The following is a 16244-nucleotide window of genomic DNA, read 5'->3' as shown; positions in this document are numbered from 1 at the left end:
CCACGCTCTCAAGCCGCGTTCAGCGCCTGCGCGAGATCCGCGATCAGATCCGACGGGTTCTCGATGCCGATCGACAGCCGGATCGTGGAATCGAGCACGCCGATCTTCTGGCGGATGGCGGCGGGAACGCCGGAATGGGTCATCGTCGCGGGCAGGCTCGCGAGCGACTCGGTGCCGCCGAGGCTCACCGCCAGCTTGAGGATCTGCAGCGCGTTGAGGAATTTCACCGCCGCCTCCTTGCCGCCGACGATGTCGAACGAGAAGGTCGATCCCGCGCCCAGGCATTGCTGCGCGAACACACGGCCCTGGGCTGAGTCCTGCTCGTGATGACCGAGATAGTGCACCCTGGCGACCTTGGGGTGGTCGCGCAGGTAGCTCGCCACCAGGCGCGCATTCGCATCGGCCTTTTCCATGCGCAGGCTCAGCGTCTCGAGCGAGCGGTTGATCATCCAGCAGGAATGCGGATCGAGCTGGGTGCCGATGGCGCCGCGCAGCGCCTTGATGCCCTTCATGATCGCCTTCGATCCGAGCGCGGCGCCCGCAATCAGGTCGGAGTGGCCGCCGACATACTTCGTCAGCGAATACAGCGACAGGTCCGCGCCGTGCTCGATCGGCCGCTGAAACACCGGCCCGAGCAGCGTGTTGTCGCAGGCGATGATCGGCGTGTGTCCCTGGGCCTTGCCGACGGAATCGGCGATGCGGCGAATCATCGCGATGTCGACGAGGCCGTTGGTCGGGTTGGCCGGGGTCTCGATCAGGATCATCGAAACCCGGCCCTTGCGCATCGCCTCCTCCGCGGACTGCCTGACGGATGCTTCATCGATGCCGTCGGCAAAGCCGACCGCGCCGATCGACAGGCGCGCAAGCGTGTTCGTCAGCAGCGTCTCCGTGCCGCCATAGAGCGGCTGGGAGTGCAGGATGACGTCGCCGGGGCGGACAAAGGCGAGGATCGTGGTCGCGATGGCCGCCATGCCCGACGAGAACAGCGCGCAGCTCTCGGTGCGCTCATAGACCGCGAGCCTGTCCTCGACGATCTCGCTGTTGGGATGGTTGAAGCGCGAATAGACGAGGCCCGCGCCCATGCCTTCCGGCGGCTCGCGCCGGCCGGCGACGTAATCGAAGAAGTCCTGCCCGTCTTCGGCGGTCCTGAACACGAAGGTCGAGGTCAGGAACACCGGAGGCTTGATGGCGCCTTCCGACAGTTGCGGATCGTAGCCATAGGTCAGCATCAGGGTTTCCGGATGCAGCATATGGTTGCCGATATGGGTTTTCGACGGGAACGGTTTTACCATGGCCTGTCTCGCTGTTGGTTCAGCTGCCCGCCGCGCGTTGGAACTCCCGACGTCGTGAGGCTGTCGGAGGAAGATGCGTCGACTCGTGTCAGCGCACGGCCGCTCACGCAAAGATAGCCGCTCTCACGGCGATCCGTCAGGCCTTGCGGACAGAATTTCTGCGGGCCGACTCATTGGCTGGTCATGAGTCCTGTAGCCCGGATGAGCGAAGCGACATCCGGGACAGGCTTTCGGCTAGGCTCCCCGGATATCGCTCCGCTCATCCGGGCTACGAGACTGCGACTCGCGGTCACACAAAAAAGGCGGCTGCTTTCGCAACCGCCTCCTTACTGATTCCTCGCCGCCCGGTTATTTCAACTTCAAGCGATAGGTTTCGTGACAATCGGTGCAGCGGTCGTTGATCGCGGTGTAGGCCGCCTTCAGGCTCGCGACATTGGTGATCTTGCCTTTGACGTCGGCGATCGCCTTCTGCACCGGCGGGATCTTGGAGTCGAAATCGGCCTTGTTCTGCCAGACCTTCGGCGAGGCGCCGTAGGATGCATTCACGACGTCCTGCTTGGGATTGACCTCGAAGGTCTTGGCGATCTTGGCGACGTCCGCCTCCAGATTAGCAATCGCCTCGTCGACGGCCTTCTGGTTGTAGGGAATGTCGCCCTTGGTCATCTTCTGAATGACCGAGTACAGGCTCTTTGCCTGCGAGCGCATCAGATTGTCCTGCTGGACGGCAATCTCCTGTTGCGCCATTACGGCGCCCGCGCCCAGCACGAGGGCGCCCGCGACAATCATCGTCCGTTTCATTGGTCCGTTTCTCCGGCTCTCGAGACGTTCGGGGAATGAGATTTCGCCGGCTTCACGGGAAGCCGGGACCCATCATGGGTAGAACCCCGCGCGGCGCGTTTATTCCCGTGCGCGCGGAGATCGGGTCTAAAGCATGATCCGGACCCGGAGGGCCGCGTTAGCGCAAAGTGCGAAGCGGTTTTCCGGAAAGATCATGCGTAAACAACAACCTAAAGCGCGATGACGATTCGTCCAAATCTCATCGCGCTTCAGAGGCTGTGGCGGCGATGGTGCTCGCTGATGGCGATCCACACCCGCTCCGGCGTGGCCGGCATGTCGATGTGGTCGATCTTGTATTCGCGCCAGAGGGCGTCGACGATGGCGTTGACGATGGCCGGACAGGAGCCGATCGCGCCGGCCTCGCCCGCCCCCTTCACCCCCAGCGGATTGGTCTTGCAGGGGATGTTGTGGGTCTCGAACACGAAGGACGGGCCATCAGCCGCGCGCGGCAGCGCATAGTCCATATAGGTGGCGGTGATGAGCTGGCCGTCGGTCGGCCCATAGACCACCTGCTCCATCAGCGCCTGACCGATGCCTTGCATGGCGCCGCCATGGACCTGGCCGGCCAGCAGCAGCGGGTTGAGCGTCTTGCCGAAATCGTCGACGATCACGTAGTTGACGATCTTGATGATGCCGGTGGCCGGGTCGATCTCGACCTCCGCCAGATGCGTGCCGTTCGGATAGGTGCCGTCGGCGCTGGCAAACGTCGCGCTGCCGTTGAGCTTCGACGGATCGACACCGGGCCGCTTGGCGAGATCGGCGAACGAGATCGAACGGTCGGTGCCGGCGATGCGCACGATACCATCGGTGATCTCGAGGTCGCCGACGCTGGCTTCCAGCGCCTGCGCTGCGATCTCCTTGAGCCTCGAGCCGAGCTCGCGCGTGGCACGCTCGACGCTGACACCGCCCGAGGGAATCGAGGCCGAACCGCCGGTGCCGAGGCCCGTTGCGATCTCGTCGGTGTCGCCCTGGCGGACGTGGACGCGCTCGGGCGCGACGCCGAACTGCTCGGCGACGATCTGTGCATAGGCGGTCTGGTGGCCCTGCCCGCTCGACTGCGTGCCGATCAGGACGGTGACGTCGCCATTGGGATCGAGGCGGACATTGGCCGTCTCCTCACCCATCACACCGCAAATCTCGACATAGCTCGCAAGGCCGATGCCGCGGATCAGGCCGCCCTTCTTGGCTGCCTTGGCGCGCTTGGGAAACTCCTTCCATTCCGCGATCTCCATCGCGCGCTTGAGATGCGCGGCGAAGTCGCCGGAATCGTAGACCTTGCCGGTCGCGGTCTTGTAGGGCAGCGCCTTCGGCGGAATGAAATTCTTGCGGCGGATGGCATCCGGCGTCATGTCGAGTTTTCGCGCGCAGGCATCGACCAGACGCTCGATGACATAGGCTGCCTCAGGCCGGCCCGCGCCGCGATAGGCATCGACCGGCACGCTGTGGGTGAAGATGGTGCGCACCCGGCAGTGGAAGGCCTGGATGTCGTAGAGGCCCGGCAGCATGCCGGCGCCGCCATGCGGGATGTAGGGCCCGAAGGTCGACAGATACGCGCCCATGTCGCCCATCAGGTCGCAGTCCATGGCGAGGAACTTGCCGTCTTCGGCCAGCGCCATCTTCGCGGTGGTGACGTTGTCGCGGCCCTGCGCATCGCCCATGAAATGTTCGGAGCGGTCGGCCGCCCATTTCACCGCCTTCTTCAGCTTGCGCGCCGCGACCGCCATCAGGGCGTATTCGCGATACGGAAACAGCTTTGTGCCAAAGCCGCCGCCGACGTCGGGGCAGATCACCCGCATCTTGTCGGTGGGGATGTTGAGCACGTTCTGGCAGAGGATATCGCGCAGGCGGTGGCTGCCCTGGCTGCCGACCGTCAGCGTCAGATGGTCGCGCTTGGCGTCGTATTCGCACACCGCCGCACGCGTCTCCATGAAGCTTGCGACCACGCGGGGGTTGACGATGGAGATTTCGGCGACCGCATGCGCCTTGGCGAAGGCAGCTTCCGTCGCCGCCTTGTCGCCGATCGAGACGTCGAACAGCACGTTGCCGGCCTTGTCCGGCCAGACCTGCGGCGCGCCCTTCTTGACGGCATTGACGACGCCGGTCACCGCCGGCAGCGGCGACCATTTGACCTCGATCGCCTCGATCGCGTCGCGGGCCTGGTCGATGGTCTCGGCGACCACGAAGGCGATGGCATCGCCGACATGGCGGACCTCGTCCTTGGCGAGGATCGGGTAAGGCGGGCCGGTGAACGGATCGGTCTCGAGATTGAACAGGCAAGGCAGATTGCCGAGATCCTTGACGTCGTCGGCGGTCAGGATCAGCGCGACGCCAGGCAAGGTCCGGGCGCGGCTCGCATCGATGGTGTATTTGGCATGCGCATGCGGCGAGCGCAGCATCAAGCAGCGGAGCGCGGCCTGTGGCGCATAGTCGTCGGTATAGCGGCCCTTGCCGCGGATGAGCGCGTCATCCTCCTTGCGCAGCACGCTTTGGCCAACGCCGAACTTGATGGGAGCCGCCATTTTCTATCCCGTTCTCATGGTTGTTTTGCCGGCATATTGCCGTGGAAAAAGTGGCAAGGCAAATGGGTTTAGACGGGCACATGGGTCGCAGGCAGCGAACGCGCCGCGCACCCGTCACCATGGCGTCCAGATTGCGCCGCGAAATGAGACCTCATCCTGAGGAGCCCGCCAAAAGCGGGCGTCTCGAAGGATCGGCCACGAAGACGCAGTCCACCAAGCCTCTTATCAAGTTACATCCCACCGTGCCCCCATGGATACGCCGCGCGATCTCTCAGCCTGTCGAGCGCCCGTGCAGACGTGAAGTAGTCGATCTCGCCACGCGTCAAGCCGATATCCATCAGCTCCCTGTCGCTCAGGTCGTGCAAGGTGACTCGTGAGCGCGGTCGCCAGCCCTGAAACGCGCGCCAGTATCGCCCGAGCAGGCTCAAGACGATGGAGACGTCGAGGCGAAGCCGCGCGGCGTCGACCTCCGGCTCGCTTGTGCTGTTCGTCAATTGTGGTGGCATCGGATGCTCCTGCTGTTGTGCCGGCAGGGAGCGTGGCCAATGAAAAGGCCCCGTCCGATGCCGGCGGGGCCTGGTGGAAAAGATGTCGTCGTCGAAATCCTAGCGCACGACTCCCTCCACGGCCCAGCCGAAGCGGGTCATGTGGTTGCGGTTGACGGTGCGCGACGATTTAGTCATGAGCTGCGAATACCACGGCAATCGCGCAAAATCAAGAGATGTGCGGATATTGGTTGCAGCCTGGAGGCGAGCGCCTTGTACGCCTAGCCGCGCACCAGCGAGACCAGCCACTTGCGTCCGAACAACGCGAGATCGCGAGCGCATAGACGATCGTGCCGCCGACGGCGAGCAGGACCAGCGTCGCTTCGTCCCGGAAGTGCATCGAGCCCAACAAAGAACCGCTGAAGCGCGCGATCAGCCAGAACGCTGCAGCGAAGATGATTCCAGTCAGCAGGAATTTGACGAGCGACGTCAACCAGGCGCGGTCCAGCACGAGAAAGCCCCGCCGCACGGCGTTGGCGCGGCGAGGCTGGGATTGGCCTACAGCGCAGGATCGCGACGAATCGAGGCCAGCCCCCTTTTCCATAGCTGGGGCCGCCGAAAAGAGAGCTTGGCCGAGACGAGCCGGGTTCCTCCAAGGCACTCAGCTCAGGTCATGAAAGATTCCGGCCATGGACAAGATCATCGCAATCAATGTCCAGACCAGCGGGCTATTCAGCAATGGCGACACCTGAGCCTCCGAACTCGGCGGGAAAATCCTTCAGCTTCGGCAGGCCGTCCTTGATCGGCAAGACCGTCTCAAAATAGTTGACATGCACGCCGGGCACGAACTTCAGTGCCGGGAGTGTGGCGGCATACACGTCGACGAGCCCGAGCGGAGGATGGTCGCACATGAGATGCCCCCCGCAGCGCTTGCAGTATTGTCGATGACTTAGCTCCGATTGTGCGTAGGTGGCGATGAATTCGCCGCCTTTGGTTACCCGCACGTTCTGCGGCTTCCACAATGTGAATGCGTTCACCGGGGCGGCCGACCAGGACCGGCACGACGAGCAATGGCAATACCCCATTGCCTCCGGTGTACCCTGCGCTTCGATTTCGACCGCGCCGCAAAAGCATTTGCCGCTATAAGTCGTCATGATGTCGATCTCCGTGATCTGATCTGTTGAAGGTCTGAAGCTTCGGGCGGCGGCTGCCTAATTCGTGAACCTGGCCTGAACTTCGGAGAGTCCCGCCCCATAGACGCCGATCAATGCTTCGTAGGCCGCCTTCTCTTGTCCTTCGTCGGGAGTGTAGGAGCCGCTCCAGGTGATGGTGGACCATCCATTGCCCTTCGCAGTCACCTTGATGGTCGCGACGTAGTTCGATACGGGAAGCGGGCTCGCCAAGAATTTGTATGAGTAGCTGTGCTCGGCTTCGCTCCTCGCCACTTGCGTCTCGACAAAGGCGGCCTTCCCGTCCTTCGTGACGAGAATGCGCGTCGACGGCGCCTTGCCGTCCTCGATGCACTGGCCCACCGGCGGCAACCAATCCCTGATCGCGCAGAACGGCCCGATCAACGACCAAACGTCTTGGGCAGTCGCCTTCACCTCGACGCTACGGGAGATCGTAGCCGCAACGGCGGATGCCGTGCCCGAGTGGAGCAACACCATTCCCAAAATGGCGGCGCTCGCCACGGACGGCCTGAGCTTGCACGAAGTCTTTGTCATCGCAATTGCCTTGTCATTCTAAGTTGATGCCAGAAGGCTCTCGGCCGACGCCTCGCGACGATCCTTCGAGCCGGGTGGAGCGGTTCAAGTCCGCATTGCCGCGAGGTAGCAAAGGACCTTTGCGCGCTGCTAGTTCAGGAACTGAATCAATGCCGGTACAGATTTTGAACTGGAACCCCCAGCAAGTTCGGAAGTACGGTTCGCAAATGGTCCACAGGGAGAGAAAGAACATGGCCGCTGGCAGCTACAAGCAGTTTTGTCCGGTCGCGATGGCCGCCGAGGTTCTATGTACACGCTGGACCGTGGTGCTGCTGCGAGAGCTGATCGCCGGCTCGACGCGGTTCAACGATCTCCGGCGTGGTGTTCCCCGAATGTCGCCGGCACTGCTGTCACAGCGGCTGAAGGATCTTGAGTCAGCTGGAATTGTCGCGCGCGAAGCCTCGGCTTCGGAGCCCAGCGTTTATGAATATCGGCTGACCCCGGCGGGACGTGAACTCGCTCCCATCGTCGACGGATTCGGGATATGGGGCCAACGCCGGATCAAAGCCGACCTGTCGCTTCAGCACCTCGACGTTCAACTACTGATGTGGGATATGCGGCGAAACCTGAACCCAACGCCGATGCCCCGGCGGCGAAACGTCATCCAGTTCGTCTACCCCGAGCTCTCGGCGCCCCAACGAAACTGGTGGCTGATCGTTGACCCCGAGGAAGGCGTCGATCTCTGTTCGGTCGATCCCGGATTCGACGTCGACCTCTATGTTTCTGTCGACCTGCGCAGCATGACCGCAATCTGGATGGGGCTCGACACTGTCAGCGCGGCCGTAGGCAGCCGTCGGATGATGCTGACCGGCGAGCGGCAAATCGCATCCTCGATGCAAACCTGGCTCGGTCTCAGCCCTTTCGCCAAGGAGAGAAAACTGGCGAGTTGAAGGAGGTCAATTGTCAGTCCGCCTCAATTGCGCACCAGCGAGACCAGCCACTTGCGGCCGAACAACACCAGGATCGCGAGCGCGTAGACGATCGCGCCGCCGACGGCGAGCGGGAGCAGCATCACTTCATCCCGGAAGCTCATCGAACCCAGCACAGGACCGCTGAAGCGCGCAATCAGCCAGAAGTGGTTGGGACAATGAAGCCGTCACTCGGAATTTGGCAAGCAACACAAGCCGGGCGCGATCCACCACAAGCCCGTCACGACGCAGGACGGATAAGGTGCTCTGCAATCTGAGGGTGTTTTGTTAATCGACTGTGGCGTAAAGACGTGCTTCACTTCTGGTTGAACAGGACGATTGCGATGAGCTTTTTCAAGGACTCGTTCAGCAATCCTTCGCGCTATCGGAAAGTGGCGAGCGACGACGATATACGCGCCCTGCTGCACGGGACGGCCGAGGAGTCGGTTGCCTTCAAGCATCAGTTTCCGCCGCGTTTCCCAATCGGCGGCCGCACCTATTTCGGCGGGCTGCCGACGGTCCCGCCGGATTTTCGCTGGCCCCGCGCACCCGGCGGCACGCCCTTCACGTTCATGGCGCAGGTCGATTGTTCTGAGCTTCCCGACTTCACACTGCGCAAATCCCTGCCCGACAGCGGCGTGCTGCATTTCTTCGTGAATTGGGACCTCTTCGATGGTTTGCTCGAAGCCCAGTGCTGGCCGAACCAGGTCGTTCTCAGCCGCGCCGCCGAGCCCTGGGGCGAGGCTGCTCCGCCCGCCGATCTGCCGCCATGCTATGGCGCCGCGAGCGCGGGATACCGTTTTCCCTGGCTCAGATATTCCTTGGGCACCTACCCGAGGACATTCGCCAAGAAGGCCGTGACAATGGGCCTGCTTCGCAACCTCGCCGAGGAATGTCCGCCCGAAGTGGACGACGCATGGGCCTCGCGATACCAGGAGCTCTGGGAGCACGAGCAGACCGCGGAGCTCGCTCGCTTCTATGGCGACCCCGTCGTCGCAGCGGAGCTTCCGCAACCGACAAGTGGATTTCCGCGAACTGCCATTCAGCGGCCGACCGCGACGTTTCCCGCCGCCTGGATCGATATCGAGATTTTTTGCGGCCTCCTGATCAAGTGGCTGATCGAAACAGGCGCGAGACAACTCGAACGCGGCAAGCATGTTGGTGGCTCCCCGTGGCCTTCAGACCCAGCTTCCGTCCGGGCAGCATATGACGATGCGGCGACGAGGTCCCACGCCTGGGTCGGGCAGGCGCGCAGTGCCGGTCTCATGAACGCTGTGCCGGAAGCAGACTGGACGGCCTTCTGGAGTTGGCTCGAGGAGATGAACGGTGCAACCGTCGACGAAATATACGACATCAGGGCCGGTCAACGGCTGAACGAGTTGCTGTGGGAAGCCGTGCGCGCCAGCGCTCACATTCTGCTATCGGCCGGCGAGGCCGCGTCGTCCTTGGTGCCGGCCGAAATGATGGGGGAGTTGCAGATGGAGCACAGCGTGCTGGTGGCAGGCAGATGGCCTCGCCGGGCCGGGCGCCACCAGATGCGCGGTGCCGGCCGCGACGTGCAGGGCGCACCACGCGAGGCGCTCGCAGTGGGCGACGTGTTGCTGCTGCAGCTCGACAGCGATTGGTCCGTGCCGTGGATGATGGGCGATGTCGGCGTGCTGCAGTACTGGATTTCTGTGAGCGATCTTCGCGCTGGGAGATTCGACCGGGTACGCGTCACCCTCGAAGGGCACTGATCACGCCTCGCCGAGATCCAGACCAAATGTAAAGACGAACCTATTCGGAGACGCCTAGCCGCGCACCAGCGAGACCAGCCACTTGCGGCCGAACAGCACGAGGATCGCGAGCGCGTAGACGATGGTGCCCCCGATGGCGAGCAGGACCAACGTCGCTTCGTCCCGGAAGGCGTGCACGGCGGCAAGAGCGGCTGGGCTGAAACGTGCAATCAGCCAGAACGCCGCGGCCAGAATTAATCCGGTCAGCAGGAATTTTCCGAGCGACATCAGCCAGGCGCGGTCCGGAACGAGAAAGCCTCGCCGCACGGCAAAGAACAGCACCAGCAAGAGATTGGTCCAGACGCCGACGGCGGTTGCCAGCGCGAGGCCGATCTGGGCCAGCGATCCCATCAAGGCGACCTTCAGCGCGACGTTGACGGCGATACCGGTCAGCGACGCCCGCACCGGCGTCGCCGTGTCCTTGCGGGCATAGAAGGTTGCGACCGCACTGCGGATCAGCACGAACGGGATCAGGCCGATGGCATAGGCTGCAAGCGTGGCGCCGGCGGCTGCCGCGTCGGCCTTCGAGAACGCGCCGCGAGCGAACAGCGCGCGCATGATCGCGTCGGGCACGGTGAGAAACGCCGCGACGAACGGCACCGAGAACAGCAGCGTGAAATCGAAGGCGCGGCGCTGCGCCTTCATCGCGCCGTCATGGTCGTTGGCGGTGATCCGCCGCGACATCTCGGGCAGCAGTACCGTGCCGATGGCGATGCCGATCACGCCGATCGGCAACTGGTTGAGCCGGTCGGCATAATAGAGCGCCGACAGCGCGCCGGCGGGCAGGAAGGTCGCGATGATGGTGTCGGCGAACAGCGCAACCTGCGTGCCCATCGAGCCTAGCGTCGCCGGCCCCAATGCCTTGAAGAAGCCGCGGATGTCTTCGTCGAGCCTCAAGGGCGCAAAGCGCGGCAGGCCGCCATGGCGGGCGAGATCGCCGGCCAGCAGGAAATATTGCAGGAAGCCGGAGATGAGGACGCCCCAGGCCGCGGCATGGCCCGCGGTCGGAAACCAGACGGCAATCGCCAGCGTCATCATCATCGCGACGTTGAGAAAGATCGACGCGGCCGCGGCGCTGGCAAAACGCTGCATTACGTTGAGCATGCCGCCATAGAGCGTCACCAGCGTGATCAGCAGCAGGTAGGGAAAAGTGATCCGGGTGAGCTCGATGGCGAGCTTGCGTTGCTCGGCATCCTCGGAAAAGCCCGGCGCCAAAATGCTCATGGCCTGCGGCATGAACAGCCAGGCGACGACCAGCAGCACCACCTGCGAGGCCAGCAGCAGCGTGAAGATGCGGTCGGCGAACAGGTGTGCTGCCGCCTCGCCCTTCTCGCCATGGACATGCGCATAGGCCGGCACCCAGGCGGCGTTGAAAGCGCCCTCGGCGAAGATCGCGCGGAAGTGATTGGGCAGCCGCAGCGCCACGAAAAAGGCGTCGGCCACGGGGCCTGCGCCGAGGATCGCCGCGAGCATGATGTCGCGGGCAAACCCCGTCAGCCGCGAGAGCAGCGTGTAACCGCCGACCGTGAAGATGCGTCCGAGCATGCGGACTCTTCTAGAGGCTTATCGGGCAGCCGATAAGGCTTTGAAGTCTGATGTGATCAAAAAAGACGGGCGCTCGGCTAGCGATGCGCATGGCTGCGCCCTCTCCCCTTGCGGGAGAGGGCAGCGCCGCGGGTAGATACAAACTCAATCGGGTGAGGGGTATCTCTCCGCAGTTTTCGATGCGGAGAGATACCCCTCACCCGTCTCGCCGTTCCGCGGCGAGCCACCCTCTCCCACAGGGGGAGAGCGGAAGAGTCGCAAAATCAGCCCGCGAGCGCGCCGCGGACGGCAGCGATGATTCGCTCCTGGTCGGCTTCGGTCAAATAAGCGTGCATCGGCAGGCTGATGACGTCCTGTGACAGGCTTTCGCAGCCCGGCAGGCCGCCTTCGGCGACCGGGTACTGCTTGTAGGCGGTCTGCTGGTGCATCGACTTGCCGTAATAGATCGCGGTCGGCACGCCCTGGGCCTTCAGCGCAGCGGCAAAGCCGTCGCGATCGGTCCCTTTCGGAAGACGGATCGTGTACTGCGCCCAGACCGAGGTGTTGCCGGGCGCCAGACGCGGCACGGTGACGACGTTGCTGAGCCCACGCGCATAGCGTTCGGCAACCCGGTTGCGGGTAGCGATCTCGTCGTCAAAGATCTTCAGCTTCTCGATCAGGACCGCGGCCTGCATGGTGTCGAGCCGGCCGGTGAGGCCAAGGCGGACGTTGTCGTATTTGTCGACGCCCTGCCCGTGCACGCGGATGCTGCGCAGCGTGGCCGCGAGTTCGTCGTCATCGGTGAAGATCGCGCCGCCGTCGCCGAAGCAGCCGAGCGGCTTGGCCGGGAAGAAGCTGGTCGCAGTGGCCAGCGCCAGCGTGCCAAGCTTGCGGCCCCTGTAGCTCGCGCCAAACCCTTGAGCGGCATCGTCGAGCACGAACAGGCCTTCGTCCCTGGCGATCTCGGCAATGGCGTCGTGATCGGCGGGCTGGCCGAACAGGTCGACCGGAATGACCGCGACCGGCTTCAGGCCGGCCTTGCGGGCGGTCGCGATGCCACGCTTCAGCGACTCCGGGCTCATGTTGAAGGTCGTCTCGTCGACGTCGACATAAACAGGCGTCGCACCGGTCCGCGCCACCGGCGAGGCGGTCGCGATGAAGGTGAAGGACGGACACAGCACGGCATCGCCGGGCCCGACATTCTTCGCCATCATAACCATCAGGATCGCGTCGGTGCCGCTGGCGCAGCCGATCACGTGCTTGGCGCCGCAATAGGCCGCAAGCTGCTTCTCGAGCTCGAAGACCTCGGGACCGTTGACGAACTGGCAATGGTCCATCACGCGCTTGACGGCCGCATCGAGCGAGGCGCCGAGCCGGCGGCGCTGCGAGGCGACATCGATGAAGGGAATGGGTTCGGAACGCAGATGCTGGTTCATGACGCCTTCTTGAGTAGTCGACATGGAAAGGGATCAGCCGGCGACGCGGCGTGGACCTTTGCGGGCGGGCGCCGTCGCGGCAGGGCGCGAGGGCGTCTCAAGGCACTGCGTCGCGATCTCGAGGCTGGCGACGCCCTCATCGCCCGTGACCGCCGGCGTCTCGCCATGGCGCACCGCTTTAAGGAACGCAATCAGCTCGGCGCGCAGCGGCTCGTCATGACCGACGGGCAGATGCCGCATCGAATAGCTGCCATCCGGCTTGAAGCCGAAGCATTCGGTGACCTGGCGCGTGAGCAGATCGCCCATCACGTATTTGTCGCGGGTCGCGACCGTGACGCTGCGCGCCTTGAACGGCGTCAGCCAATTGGTGTTGATGTGGGCGAGCACGCCGTTGGCGGTGCGGAACTGCAGTAGCGCGATGTCCTCGCGCTCGGCGACCGCGCTCGACAATTGCGGCTGCACCTCGACGATGTCGGATTCGGTGAACCAGCGGATCAGGTCGATGTCGTGCACGGCGAGGTCGATGACGACGCCGACATTGGACATGCGCGGCGGGAACGGGCCGACGCGCGTGATCGCGATGGAGAGAATGTCCTCACCCGCGATCGCCTGCTTGACGGCGGCGACCGCCGGATTGAAGCGCTCGACATGACCGACCATCAGCGTCACGCCGGCCTCTCGCGCGGCGGCGACGATCTCACGGCCCTCTTCCACTGTCGACGCAATCGGCTTCTCGACCAGGACATGGATGTTCTTGGCGATGCAGGCGAGCGCGACCTCGTGATGCAGATGGGTGGGCGCCGCGATGGTGACGGCATCGACGCCGGCGGCGAAGAGCTGGTCGAGCGTCTCGAAGCTCGCGCAATTGGCGAGTTCCGTCGCGCGCGTGCGATGCGCGGGCGACGGATCGACGACACCGACGAGGCTGACGCCAGGCAGGCCGCTAAGCACGCGCGCATGGTTGCTGCCCATGACGCCCGCGCCAATCACGCCGACGCGCAAGCCGGCCTTTGCCGGTTGTGACCCTTTGGAACTCATCTGAGCAAACCCCGATTCAACGCAAACCCCGCGCCGCTTCTAGCACGGTCGCCACATTTGTGGCGAATGCCGGCCTGACGGTCCGGACACGATTTGATTCAAAAAGTTACACGGTCCCCGGGCCTTAAGCCGCTGAAAGATACTGCTCTTTCGGCCCGGGTCGCGTGATTCGGAGCCTGCTGGTTACGACCTTTGATAGTCGTCTTCAATCCGGATGATGTCGTCTTCCCCGAGATAGGAGCCTGTCTGGACCTCGATCAGCTCCAGCATGATTTTACCGGGGTTCTCCATCCGGTGCACCGCGCCCATCGGGATGTAGATCGACTCGTTCTCGTGCACCGTCTTCACGGTCTCGTTGACGGTGACGCGGGCCGCGCCGCGGACGACGATCCAGTGCTCCGCGCGATGATGGTGCTTCTGCAGCGACAGACGTCCGCCCGGCTTCACCACGATGCGCTTGACCTGGTGGCGCTCGCCATTGTCGACGGACTGGTAGCTGCCCCAGGGCCGATGCACCTTCAGATGCTCCTCGGTGACCTTCGGTGCGACCGCCTTGAGCTTGGTGACGAGGCGCTTCAGGCCGTTGGCATCCTTCTGCCGCGAGACCAGCACCGCGTCCGCCGTGGCGACCACGACGAGATCGTCGACGCCTTCGAGCGCGACCAGCGCGGAATCGGTGGTGACGTTGCAGTTGCGGGAATCCTCGAACACCGCGGTGCCATGCGCCGCGTTGCCCTGCGCATCCTTCTCCGACAGCTCCCACACCGCGTGCCAGGAGCCGACGTCGGACCAGCCGCAGGACACCGGCACGACGGCTGCGCGCGAGGTCTTCTCCATCACGGCATAGTCGATCGAGATCGCCTTGGCCGCGCCGAACGCCTCCGGCTCCAGCGTCACGAAGCCGAGATCGCGGCCGGCATTGTTGACCGCGTTGGAGATCGCCTCGACGCTTGCCGCATCGACCTTGCGGTATTCGTCGAGCAGGACGCTGGCCGGGAACATGAAGTTGCCGCTGTTCCAGAGATAGCCTGAATTGACGTAGTCGGCCGCCTTCACGGCATCCGGCTTCTCGACGAAGCGTGCGACCGCGCTCACCTGGCCGGAGATCACGTCGCCCGGGCTGATATAGCCGTATTCGGTCGCCGGCCGCTCCGGCTTGACGCCGAAGGTGACGATGCGCCCGGCGCTCGCGGCGGTGAGGCCTTCGCGGCAGGCCGCGACGAAGGCGGCATTGTCCTGCACGACGTGATCGGCGGCGAGCGCGAGCACGATCGCTTCACTGGCGCGGTTCTGCGCGAACACGGCACCAGCGGCGATCGCGGGACCGGAGTCGCGCCGCATCGGCTCGAGGATCACGTCGGCCTCGATGCCGATCTCGGCGAGCTGCTCCAGCACCATGAAGCGATAGGCCGCATTGGTGATGACGATCGGGCGATCGAACAGCGATGCATCCGAGACGCGCAGCAGCGTGTCCTGGAAGGTCGAGCGCGTGCCGAACAGCGGCAGGAACTGCTTTGGGCGCACCTCGCGCGAGGCGGGCCACAGCCGGGTGCCGGCACCGCCGCACATGATCAGGGGGATAATGCGTTTGTCCATCGTCATCTCAAACCTTGAAGTAGTCCCGATACCAGGTGACAAAATTACGGACCCCCTCCGCGATCGGCGTTGACGGCGCAAAGCCGGTGTCGCGCATCAGGTCCTCGACATCCGCGAACGTTTCCAAAACGTCTCCCGGCTGCATCGGCAGCAATTCTTTGATCGCCGTCCGACCCAGCTCCTGCTCCAGGAGTCCGACGACATGCATCAGCTCCTCGGGGTGGTGGTTGCCGACATTGTAGACCTTAGACGGCGCATTTGCGGCAGCCGGATCATCCGCAGGCACCCGATCGATCAGCTTGGACACGACACGGGTGACGTCGTCAATATAGGTGAAATCGCGGCGCATCCTGCCATGGTTAAAGAGCCGGATCGGCCGTCCCTCCATGATGGCGTTCACGAACAGAAACATGGCCATATCGGGCCGTCCCCACGGGCCGTAGATGGTGAAGAAGCGCAAGGCGGTGACCGGCAGCCGGTAGAGATGGCTGTAGGCCTGCGCCATCACCTCGTTGGCCTTCTTGGTCGCGGCGTAGAAACTCACCGGATGGTCGGTGCGGTCCTTAACCGCAAATGGCAGTTTCGTGTTGGCGCCGTAAACGGAGGATGACGAGGCATAGACGAGATGGCGGCAGCCGTTGTGGCGGCAGCCCTCCAGCACGTTGAGAAAGCCCTGCAGATTGGAATCGGCGTAAGCCTGCGGCTGCTCGATCGAGTAGCGCACGCCGGCCTGGGCGGCCATGTGCACAACATGTGTGAATCTATGGCGCGCAAACAGCGCCGCGATGGCCTCGCGGTCGGCGAGATCGGCCTTGACGAAGGCGAAACGGGAATCGCGGCAAAGCAGGTCCAGGCGCGCCTGTTTCAGCGCCGGATCATAATAGCTGTTGAGATTGTCGAGCCCGACGACCGGCCGGCCTTCGGCCAGAAGCTGCCGGGCGAGGTGAAAGCCGATGAATCCGGCGGCACCCGTGACCAAAATCGCCTGATCCGTCATCCTGTTCCCGGGGGACCCGGTCCCCGGCCTTTCTGCGCTTCTTTAGCCGCCGCATCGAGGGGGTCGCAAGTACC

At 63.9% G+C, this 16244-nt stretch carries 14 protein-coding genes; 2 read left to right on the top strand and 12 right to left on the bottom strand.

Annotation, left to right across the window (positions count from 1 at the left end; all coding sequences use genetic code 11):
* Positions 1 to 8 precede the first annotated feature (8 nt).
* From JQ635_RS04560 to JQ635_RS04530, 7 genes are all read right to left on the bottom strand, one after another.
* Complete coding sequence (locus tag JQ635_RS04560; RefSeq protein ID WP_211408676.1) at positions 9 to 1292, bottom strand: cystathionine gamma-synthase family protein; 1284 nt, start codon at positions 1290 to 1292, stop codon at positions 9 to 11.
* Positions 1293 to 1640: 348 nt separating this feature from the next.
* A complete protein-coding gene (locus JQ635_RS04555) occupies positions 1641 to 2090 on the bottom strand; it encodes a cytochrome c (RefSeq protein WP_211408675.1) in 450 nt (149 codons plus the stop codon).
* A gap of 248 nt (positions 2091 to 2338) precedes the next feature.
* Positions 2339 to 4648, bottom strand: a complete 2310-nt coding sequence (locus JQ635_RS04550; protein ID WP_211408674.1) for a xanthine dehydrogenase family protein molybdopterin-binding subunit — start codon at positions 4646 to 4648, stop codon at positions 2339 to 2341.
* A gap of 230 nt (positions 4649 to 4878) precedes the next feature.
* Positions 4879 to 5154 (bottom strand): DUF1127 domain-containing protein, encoded by a 276-nt coding sequence (locus tag JQ635_RS04545; RefSeq protein ID WP_211408673.1) that lies wholly within the window; start codon positions 5152 to 5154, stop codon positions 4879 to 4881.
* Positions 5155 to 5362: 208 nt separating this feature from the next.
* Positions 5363 to 5644 carry a hypothetical protein gene (locus JQ635_RS04540; protein WP_246583307.1) on the bottom strand — a complete coding sequence of 94 codons (282 nt, stop codon included), beginning with the start codon at positions 5642 to 5644 and terminating at the stop codon, positions 5363 to 5365.
* Positions 5645 to 5861: 217 nt separating this feature from the next.
* Positions 5862 to 6287 (bottom strand): GFA family protein, encoded by a 426-nt coding sequence (locus JQ635_RS04535; protein WP_211408672.1) that lies wholly within the window; start codon positions 6285 to 6287, stop codon positions 5862 to 5864.
* Between the two features lie 57 nt (positions 6288 to 6344).
* The gene (locus JQ635_RS04530) at positions 6345 to 6857 is read right to left on the bottom strand and encodes an SRPBCC family protein (protein ID WP_211408671.1); all 513 of its coding nucleotides are present in this window, start codon (positions 6855 to 6857) and stop codon (positions 6345 to 6347) included.
* A 230-nt stretch (positions 6858 to 7087) separates the two neighbouring features.
* On the opposite strand from JQ635_RS04530, the gene JQ635_RS04525 reads away from it, so the two are divergent.
* Both JQ635_RS04525 and JQ635_RS04520 read left to right on the top strand, forming a co-directional pair.
* The gene (locus JQ635_RS04525) at positions 7088 to 7786 is read left to right on the top strand and encodes a winged helix-turn-helix transcriptional regulator (RefSeq protein WP_211408957.1); all 699 of its coding nucleotides are present in this window, start codon (positions 7088 to 7090) and stop codon (positions 7784 to 7786) included.
* A gap of 362 nt (positions 7787 to 8148) precedes the next feature.
* A complete protein-coding gene (locus tag JQ635_RS04520) occupies positions 8149 to 9540 on the top strand; it encodes a DUF1963 domain-containing protein (protein WP_211408670.1) in 1392 nt (463 codons plus the stop codon).
* Positions 9541 to 9594: 54 nt separating this feature from the next.
* Here JQ635_RS04520 and murJ read toward each other — a convergent pair whose 3' ends face one another.
* The 5 genes from murJ to JQ635_RS04495 form a co-directional block, all read right to left on the bottom strand.
* Entirely contained in the window at positions 9595 to 11124 is a 1530-nt protein-coding gene (murJ, locus tag JQ635_RS04515; protein ID WP_211408669.1) for a murein biosynthesis integral membrane protein MurJ, read from the bottom strand.
* Positions 11125 to 11387: 263 nt separating this feature from the next.
* Positions 11388 to 12539, bottom strand: a complete 1152-nt coding sequence (locus JQ635_RS04510) for a DegT/DnrJ/EryC1/StrS family aminotransferase (RefSeq protein WP_211408668.1) — start codon at positions 12537 to 12539, stop codon at positions 11388 to 11390.
* Between the two features lie 33 nt (positions 12540 to 12572).
* Positions 12573 to 13577: a Gfo/Idh/MocA family protein gene (locus tag JQ635_RS04505; protein ID WP_211408667.1), complete on the bottom strand. Its 1005-nt coding sequence runs from the start codon at positions 13575 to 13577 to the stop codon at positions 12573 to 12575.
* 183 nt (positions 13578 to 13760) lie between these two features.
* Positions 13761 to 15173, bottom strand: a complete 1413-nt coding sequence (locus JQ635_RS04500; protein ID WP_211408666.1) for a mannose-1-phosphate guanylyltransferase/mannose-6-phosphate isomerase — start codon at positions 15171 to 15173, stop codon at positions 13761 to 13763.
* Positions 15174 to 15180: 7 nt separating this feature from the next.
* Complete coding sequence (locus JQ635_RS04495; protein ID WP_211408665.1) at positions 15181 to 16170, bottom strand: SDR family NAD(P)-dependent oxidoreductase; 990 nt, start codon at positions 16168 to 16170, stop codon at positions 15181 to 15183.
* Between the last annotated feature and the right edge of the window lie 74 nt (positions 16171 to 16244).

Source organism: Bradyrhizobium iriomotense, from assembly GCF_018130765.1.
Lineage (GTDB): Bacteria > Pseudomonadota > Alphaproteobacteria > Rhizobiales > Xanthobacteraceae > Bradyrhizobium > Bradyrhizobium iriomotense_A.
The sequence above is the reverse complement of the archived record's forward strand: the minus strand, read 5'-3'. Positions and strand labels throughout refer to the sequence as shown.